Source organism: Methylobacterium sp. J-092, assembly GCF_022829325.1.
Lineage (GTDB): Bacteria > Pseudomonadota > Alphaproteobacteria > Rhizobiales > Beijerinckiaceae > Methylobacterium.
On record NZ_JAKSXU010000175.1, the window covers coordinates 1 to 7,256 of the forward strand.

Annotated in this window: 10 protein-coding genes and 1 pseudogene; 8 read left to right on the forward strand and 3 right to left on the reverse strand. The window is 63.4% G+C overall.

The window, feature by feature from the left end; genetic code table 11:
• A pseudogene (locus MKK60_RS20585) lies at positions 1-222 on the forward strand (hypothetical protein); the annotation flags it as partial.
• A gap of 701 nt (positions 223-923) precedes the next feature.
• A complete protein-coding gene (locus tag MKK60_RS20590; RefSeq protein WP_243988388.1) occupies positions 924-1,478 on the forward strand; it encodes a hypothetical protein in 555 nt (184 codons plus the stop codon).
• 516 nt (positions 1,479-1,994) lie between these two features.
• On the opposite strand, the gene MKK60_RS20595 is transcribed toward MKK60_RS20590, so the two are convergent.
• On the reverse strand, positions 1,995-2,672 hold the full coding sequence (locus MKK60_RS20595; protein WP_243988389.1) for a hypothetical protein: 678 nt from the start codon (positions 2,670-2,672) through the stop codon (positions 1,995-1,997).
• Between the two features lie 149 nt (positions 2,673-2,821).
• Here MKK60_RS20595 and MKK60_RS20600 point away from each other — a divergent pair, with 149 nt between their 5' ends.
• The 5 genes from MKK60_RS20600 to MKK60_RS20620 are packed head-to-tail and all read left to right on the forward strand — an operon-like array spanning position 2,822 to position 5,053.
• The gene (locus tag MKK60_RS20600) at positions 2,822-3,301 is read left to right on the forward strand and encodes a hypothetical protein (protein WP_243988390.1); all 480 of its coding nucleotides are present in this window, start codon (positions 2,822-2,824) and stop codon (positions 3,299-3,301) included.
• Positions 3,298-4,086 carry a phosphoadenosine phosphosulfate reductase family protein gene (locus MKK60_RS20605; RefSeq protein ID WP_243988391.1) on the forward strand — a complete coding sequence of 263 codons (789 nt, stop codon included), beginning with the start codon at positions 3,298-3,300 and terminating at the stop codon, positions 4,084-4,086. Before MKK60_RS20600 ends, MKK60_RS20605 begins: the two co-directional genes overlap by 4 nt.
• Entirely contained in the window at positions 4,083-4,370 is a 288-nt protein-coding gene (locus MKK60_RS20610) for a hypothetical protein (protein WP_243988392.1), read from the forward strand. The genes MKK60_RS20605 and MKK60_RS20610 overlap by 4 nt, the downstream gene beginning before the upstream one ends.
• 3 nt (positions 4,371-4,373) lie before the next feature.
• Positions 4,374-4,793 carry a DUF5681 domain-containing protein gene (locus tag MKK60_RS20615; RefSeq protein ID WP_243988393.1) on the forward strand — a complete coding sequence of 140 codons (420 nt, stop codon included), beginning with the start codon at positions 4,374-4,376 and terminating at the stop codon, positions 4,791-4,793.
• Between the two features lie 8 nt (positions 4,794-4,801).
• Positions 4,802-5,053 (forward strand): hypothetical protein, encoded by a 252-nt coding sequence (locus MKK60_RS20620; RefSeq protein WP_243988394.1) that lies wholly within the window; start codon positions 4,802-4,804, stop codon positions 5,051-5,053.
• A gap of 216 nt (positions 5,054-5,269) precedes the next feature.
• On the opposite strand, the gene ctrA is transcribed toward MKK60_RS20620, so the two are convergent.
• Entirely contained in the window at positions 5,270-5,971 is a 702-nt protein-coding gene (gene ctrA, locus MKK60_RS20625) for a response regulator transcription factor CtrA (RefSeq protein ID WP_243988395.1), read from the reverse strand.
• 112 nt (positions 5,972-6,083) lie between these two features.
• On the opposite strand from ctrA, the gene MKK60_RS20630 reads away from it, so the two are divergent.
• On the forward strand, positions 6,084-6,509 hold the full coding sequence (locus MKK60_RS20630; protein WP_243988396.1) for a MucR family transcriptional regulator: 426 nt from the start codon (positions 6,084-6,086) through the stop codon (positions 6,507-6,509).
• A gap of 548 nt (positions 6,510-7,057) precedes the next feature.
• Here MKK60_RS20630 and MKK60_RS20635 read toward each other — a convergent pair.
• On the reverse strand, positions 7,058-7,256 hold a 199-nt coding region (locus tag MKK60_RS20635; protein WP_243988397.1), incomplete at its 5' end, for a hypothetical protein.

Here is a 7,256-nt window from a genome sequence, read left to right on the forward strand (position 1 = left end):
TGCCGGCAGTTCTATGCGATCGACGACAAGGTGTCGGACGGCTTGTCTCGCACCGTGCGGCTTACCCTCGATCAAAGCCTTGGCCCAAAGCAGGCGCAGACCGCCGTGGATGATGAAGGCAAGCGTCTAGCGCAGGAAATCACGGAGGTCGGCCCCGAGCGCTGGTGCGCCGATCAGCGGACCATCCTGAATACCGAGGGCGTTCGCGTCTTCCTGGACTGACCGGCCGCCTTGAGCGCGGACTAGACCAGCCAACATGCCCTGGCGGGAAACAAGATCGCGTGTCGGAGCGGTGCATGGTCGAGCCAACCCCAAGCCAGTGCGAAGTGAAGGTCGATGGGCGGTGGCTCATCGTCAGCCTCGCCGAAGCCTCGACCCGGTTCGCCGCAGCGGAGAAGCGGTGTCCAGCCTGTCATGGTCGCGTTGCAACTCCCGGCACCTTCACCGCGAAGGAAAGGCGAAGGCTCGACCACCGTCGCAATCACTCCGGCTGCCCGTTGCTGCCGAAGATTTACTGCGGCACCCCATCGCCGCATCCAAACCCAGTTGAGTAGGGCGCGATCGGACCCGTGGGCGTACCATCTCGACAACATGGCACTCGCCAGCAGCTTCAGTGCGTGTGGTGTGATACCCCTGCTCCTACCGTGCTCCTTACCGTGACACTGCCGTACCTTGCCGTGCACGACCGTGGCCTTGCCGCGGAGCTACGATGGCCGTCGCCAGCGGGCCACAAAGGGCCACACGATGCCCACAATAGGCCCAGCGAAAGCCCACCATTCAGGGGTATTCACACCACATGCACTGAAGCTGTTCCGCCCAGCGCTCGACAATCGCACCATGTCACCTAAACTCCTTGCTGGGATGCCACGCGTCGCCTTCCACGATTTTCTCGGTGGGCAATCGGCATCCAATAAGGGCGATCAATGACCCCCGCCCCTCCGCGCCCTCGCTATCAGCGGATATTCTTTGCTGGCGGTCGTGGGCTCATCGCTGTTCCTCTTCTGGCCGAGTCACTGGCTCGCCCCGCTTATCGACCCGTTCTTCAAGCGATATCGCAGCTCGCATTCCTCAAGCGGCTGGAGCGCTGGATAGCTACCAAGCCCCGATGGCTCATTCTCGCGGTCATCGCAGTCCCTTTTCTGGGAGTGGAACCGCTCAAGGTGGTGGGCCTCCTCTGGATTGGGGAAGGACTGATCCTGCGCGGCCTCGGACTGCTCGCCTTTGCCTACGGCGCGAGCTTCGTTCTCGTTGAGCGCATTTATCACGCGGGACGGGACAAGCTCCGCACCTACCACTGGCTCGCCGTAAGTCTCGACTTTGTCACGGGTATCCGCGATGCCGTACTCGCAAACCTGCGCAAAACACGAGCTTGGCAAATGGCGGAAACGACTGCCCGCGCAGCCGCGCACTCAGCCCGTGCCTCGCTTCACTGGATGAAAGCTCAGATGCAGCGCATCCGACGTCCTCGACAGGCATAACGGCTGCGCTGGATCACCCCAAAATTTGAGCGATGACAATATCGAACGCGAGCACAGGCTCTTTATGACATCCGGAGTGGAGGTAGGATCGAATGAGGTCGTCCTGTCTCGCAGTTATGGAGACGGTGATGGTTCTGCGCACGGCCATGGACGAGCTCTGCGCTGTGAGAGAATTCCTTACAAGTCATATCCCCGTCACAGCGACAGCTTTCCTCCGCTTCCCACCTGTAAGTCTCTGTCCCAACGAGCAACCTGCAAACGGACGTTTTCGGGTTCTGCAGAGGGTCGATAGCAGCTTGAGCGATATGTCAGATGCCCGACCGTTTTCCCTTCAGCCTGACAGGCGCTCGAATTTTACGCTCGTAACCGGGTCAAACTTGTCGGGAAAACGTGTCGGACAATCTAGTGCCGGGTAATGGGTATTTTCCGATCCTGACAGTCGAGGGCCTGATACTGCCAGATGCGGTGGGGCAGCCCGTCATGCTTCCATCTAGGCCGCAGGATTAGGTCGAGCCCCTACCGCGCCACCGGCCGTGGCTCGTGCCCCTGCATCCCGCTGGACCGGGCCAGCAGCAGTAGGCGCTGCACCAGATCCTCGGTGCCACGGCTGCCCGCCGGCTTGCGAGCTATGGCCTGAAGGCTCGGCGCCATGGTCGGATCGAGCAGCATCCTCGCTACGGCCGCGGTGTTGCCCATCATCCGCGCCTGTGTGACCGCGTCGCCAACACCTCTGCGCAGGCCGACGAACGCGCCGCCAGCAGCCCCGTGCAGGCCACCGAAGGCCCCACCAAGCGCCGCGCTCGACACCACGTCGCTCACCGCCTGCCCAACCGGCGTCTTACCGCTGCCGAGCTGCTTCTGGATTGCCTGATTGAACGCCGTGTCGCTGCCCCGCTGTGGCCGATAGCCCGTTGCTTCCAAGGCAGTCAGGAAGCGATCCATCACGCTGCCGGTCTGCTCCCCGTCCGGAAGGGCGCGCAGGCCCGCGTCGAGGTTGGTGCGCTGCTGCGGGTTGCCCCTCACGGCGGAAGCGAACCCAGCCCCACCGTACTGCTGGGCGACTCCGCGCACGGTCTGAGTCGCCTCGTTGAACACGCCTTCCAGATGCGTCCGGGCCAATGCGCGGGCGACGGTCGGGTTGTTGCGAGCCAGCGCCACCATTGCACCGCCGACCTCGCCCTGGCTGTTCGGCAAGGGGTTCGCCGGGAACAGGGCACGGGTCGCTGTTCCGGTCTCATCGGTAGCGGCGACCTTTCCGAGCGGCGTCTTTTCGACCAGAGCGAGTGCGTCACGGGCACGAGCAACATCCCGACGCGGCTCCGACGCGGGATTGCGCGCGAGAAATGGTCCTACCGACGTTGGGGGTAACATCTATAAGGGAGATATCTATAGACGTTACCCCCAACGTCAGACGCGTCTCCTACAAGCGCCTGGGCCGCTTCAAGCCCGCCCGCGCCATCCTCCTTCCGAACGCTCCCGCCGACCTGAAAACGTGGCTCTCTGACCGCCTCGGCGCGATCGAGTGGATCAGGTTCGAGAACGAGCAGCTGACGCCTTCTCAGGAAGCCACCGCGCCAGCCTCGCCGCAGCGCGCCGCACCCCTGCCCCACGCCGCCGACTACGACCCTGCCCTCGTCGCCCGCTACAGCCTCGTCGCCCGCCGCGAGCCCGACGCCGCTCGCTTGGCCCCGATCCGCGCCGAGGTGATCCGCTTCGACCCGGCTGCCCCGATCTCCTTCCCGCCCCTGATCGCCGGCCGCCTCGGCCTGATGCGCGCCGCCGAGGCGACCGGCCGTGTCGCCGCCTTGGAGCTTGCGGAATGATCTCGACCCAGCTCGTCGCCACCCAACAGGCTCTGGCCGACATCTTCGACCGGCACGACCACGTCTTCCTGGCCTTCAGCGGCGGCAAGGACTCCGCCACCCTCGCCCATCTCTGCCGCCCCTGGCGCGACCGCCTTGCCCTGCTCTGGATGAACACAGGCGCCGCCGCGCCCTTCATCCGCGATCACGTCCTGAGCCACCGCACCGACTTCGAGGTGATCGAGCTGCACCCGGCGCGGCCCATGGTCGAAAACTGGCAGGAATGGGGCGTTCCGGCCGACCTGATCGCCGTCGAGAACCTTGCCACGGTTGGATGGCGTGAGCCGAAGGTGCAGCCCTGGCCGGCTTGCTGCGCTGTTCACCGGCTGCAACCAGCCGTCACATTCGTGGAAGGCGTTCACGGCCCGTGCGCGCTGCTCAACGGCCAGCGGCAGCAGGACAAGGGCGGCACAGCCGAGAGCGTTGCGTCCGCATTTCCCGCGCACGTCGAGGTCGCTATGCCATTGTGGTCCTGGACCGACGCGGAGGTGCGGGCTTTCGTCGCCGAGCAAGGCATCCGCCTGCATCCACACCATGCCGATTGCCCGACTTCAGTTGAGTGCGTCCGTTGTCCGGCAAACTTGTCGGCTGAAAAGCTCCGCCTGCTAGATCGCCTCTATCCAGACGATGCCGCCTTTGCACGCAACGCCGCGCGCTACACGCTCGCCGCCGCCGCAGCCAAGGCGACCGAGGCCCTAGGCGTCATCAACGGCACTGGCCTAGCCCTGAGGGAGATCCGACTATGAACGCCCGCGAACTCGCCGCCTTCACCGCCGGCATCCAAGCCGCTCGCCAAGCCGCCATGACGGCCGCCTTGTCGATCGAGGTCCGCGACGACGCCCGAGAGGTTCGCCAGCAGGCCGCAGCCGCAGCCCTTCATGGTCTCGCCGCCGGGCTGAAGGTCGCCTTCCTAGATCCCCCGGCCGAGCCTGATCCGACAACCTCGACCTGCATTCCACCTGCATTTGCAGACCCCAACAAGGAAATAGATGTCATAGGTGCTGTCTATGAAGATGATGTGATAGGATAGACCATGACCACGGCAGGCAAATTTGAGCCCGGCCAGTCCGGCAACCCGGCTGGTAAGGCGAAGGGTACGCGGCACCGCACGACGCTCGCCATGGAGGCGTTGCTGGAAGGCGAGGCCGAGACTCTGACCCGCAAAGCCATCGAACTCGCCTGCGAGGGCGACACGGTTGCTCTGCGACTTTGCCTGGACCGCCTCGCGCCCGTGCGGAAGGACCGACACGTCATCTTCGACTTGCCGGCGATCGACACCACGGCCGACCTGCCGAAGGCGACCAACGCCCTCCTGCAGGCTATCGCAGCTGGAGAACTCACCCCGTCTGAGGCCGCCGACATCGGCAAGGCCGTAGACGCCCACGTCCGCGCGATCGAGGTCACGGACCTGCATCAGCGCCTCGCCCGCCTCGAAGAAGGAATGCAGCAATGACTTCCCGCGTGATCGACCTCCGCCTCCGCAAGATCGAGAAGCAGCAGAGCGCCAACCGCTTCGACCGCATGTCCGAGGCCGAGTTGGACGACGAGATCAACCAGGGCCTCGCCGTGGTGTGCTTCGGCTATCCATCGGTCAACGCCGCCGCCGAGGCGTTCCGGGCGTCCCCCAGCCTCGAAGACCACCACCTCGCCGAACAGCTCGACTGGTACATCGGCTATGTCGCCGAGGAGCGTGCGGCTGGGCGCATGAACTGAAGACAGGCAGGTGCCGGCGCCCCGACCCTGATCCTCACCGATCGCCCCCAGGCGCCGGGCCTGACATCCACGTCGAGGACTGGCAGGCATGGATTGCTAATGGCCTCGGCATCGTCACCAACGGCGTGCTCTGCGTCACCGGCCCGGAACTGACAGCGGACGAGTGGGCGGCGCAGCATGCCACGGAGCATTGAGATCCGGTCCGCTGGCGGCACTTCAGCTCGCCATGGCCCGCATCTCGGGCGCACCTTCGCGCAAGACGTAGCCGCGGCCCCAGATGGTCTCGATGTAGTTCTTGCCCTGGCTGGCGTTGGCGAGCTTCTTCCGCAGCTTGCAGATGAACACGTCGATGATCTTCAACTCGGGCTCGTCCATGCCGCCGTAGAGTTGGTTGAGGAACATCTCCTTGGTGATCGTCGTACCCTTCCGCAGAGAGAGGAGTTCCAGCATCTGGTACTCTTTGCCGGTGAGCGGGACCCGCGTTCCGGCAATCTCGACGACCTTCTGGTCGAGGTTGATAATCATGTCGTCGATCGTGATTACCGCTTCCGCATGCCCCTGCGACCGGCGGACGATCGCTTGGATGCGGGCCACGAGTTCGTCCTTGTGGAACGGCTTGGTGAGGTAATCGTCGGCGCCGAAGCCGAGGCCCTTCACCTTGTCCTCGATGCTGGCCATGCCCGACAGGATCAGGATCGGCGTCTTCACCTTGGCGAGGCGAAGGCTGCGAAGCACCTCATATCCCGACATGTCAGGCAGGTTCAGGTCGAGCAGGATGATGTCGTAATCGTAGAGCTTGCCGAGATCGACTCCCTCCTCACCGAGATCGGTCACGAAGGGATTGAACCCTGCCGTCTTAAGCATCAGCTCGATGCTCTGCGCTACCGACGCATCATCCTCGATTAGCAGAACCCGCATCGTCCAACCCCGAAAAATCTAAGAAACTCCTAATGCGGTATCCCTAACAAAAGCTTGACGCTCGATTTGCCATGTCGTTATGGCAAGCGATAGGTCTTCCAAGGATAATAGTATGACTGGTGGTGCGATGCTCGTTTCGGGGCGCGATGAGTTCGAAATGACGGCCGACCTTGTCGCCGCCTACGTCTCCAACAACCGAGTGTCGTTGAGTGAGCTGCCTGGTGTGATCGTCTCCGTGCACGCGGCGTTGTCTAGCCTGGGCAAGGAAGAAACAGCCGAGCCCGCCGTTGAGAAGCCGACGCCCGCCCAGATCCGCAAATCGATCACCCCCGACGGTATGGTCAGCTTCGAGGACGGCAAGATCTACAAGACGATGAAGCGCCACCTCACGCTTCGCGGGCTCACACCGGATAGCTACCGTGCGAAGTACGGCCTGCCGTCTGACTACCCCATCGTATCGGCCGCCTACTCGGCCAAGCGGTCCGACCTGGCGCGTTCACTCGGCCTCGGCCAGCAGCGGCGCAAGGCAGCTCCGTAGGCTGCTGATACGGGAGAGACGATCTCCGAAGCGCCCAAGACCCGTGGTCAGAAGCCTAAGGCCGTAGAAGCCTCTAAGGCAGCCCCGGAAGGCTCGGGGCCGTAAGAAGGCTGCCGAGGGGGGCCTGAGGCCGCTCAGCACCCTGTTTCGGGACACCACACCTTCATCCGGTTTGACGCTGGCTCTACCGCGTTGCGGCATACCGCATCTGGGCCATGGACTGCGTATCGGCCCGGCGCAGGTGAGATATGGGGCTCACGACGGCGTGCGGTGGGAAGTAAACTCTGGTGCAGGTGCAGCGGATCAAAGCGCGCACCGCTTGAGATCGACGCTGACAATTTCGACTGCGATGAGCAGGGCGTGACCGGGAAACCGGCGCGCCCTTCTTCGTGAAAGGTCTGGTGAGTCAATGACAACCGGGCTAATGCCGCGCTTGCAGGTGTGCGCCGCAGCAATTCTCAGAGGCTGTTTTACGCTGATTTTTCAATGCGGTTGGCGTGGAACCAATTGCGTATAAACCAACTTTTGATCAAATTAGCTATCTCAACTCAAAATTGACGGGCCTGCGCCGGCCTCGTTCCAGACCAGTAGCAGAGCGCAAAATGAGACATCGGGATCACTGCGTACCCCTGTCTGGCCCAGACTCCGATCCTGTTCTCTACGGCGTAGCTCAGGGATTGGCTGAGCTGTTCCCACCCGTCGAGCTGACGCCAGTTCGTGATGACCAGGGTGAGCAGATCGATGAGG

Bases quoted from the DNA above. Each gene is read 5' to 3' on its own strand.
- MKK60_RS20605 (WP_243988391.1), top strand. From the start codon at position 3,298: ATGATCTCGACCCAGCTCGTCGCCACCCAACAGGCTCTGGCCGACATC.
- MKK60_RS20600 (WP_243988390.1), top strand. From the start codon at position 2,822: ATGGTCCTACCGACGTTGGGGGTAACATCTATAAGGGAGATATCTATA.
- MKK60_RS20590 (WP_243988388.1), top strand. From the start codon at position 924: ATGACCCCCGCCCCTCCGCGCCCTCGCTATCAGCGGATATTCTTTGCT.
- MKK60_RS20615 (WP_243988393.1), top strand. From the start codon at position 4,374: ATGACCACGGCAGGCAAATTTGAGCCCGGCCAGTCCGGCAACCCGGCT.
- MKK60_RS20630 (WP_243988396.1), top strand. From the start codon at position 6,084: ATGACTGGTGGTGCGATGCTCGTTTCGGGGCGCGATGAGTTCGAAATG.
- ctrA (WP_243988395.1), bottom strand. From the start codon at position 5,971: ATGCGGGTTCTGCTAATCGAGGATGATGCGTCGGTAGCGCAGAGCATC.
- MKK60_RS20610 (WP_243988392.1), top strand. From the start codon at position 4,083: ATGAACGCCCGCGAACTCGCCGCCTTCACCGCCGGCATCCAAGCCGCT.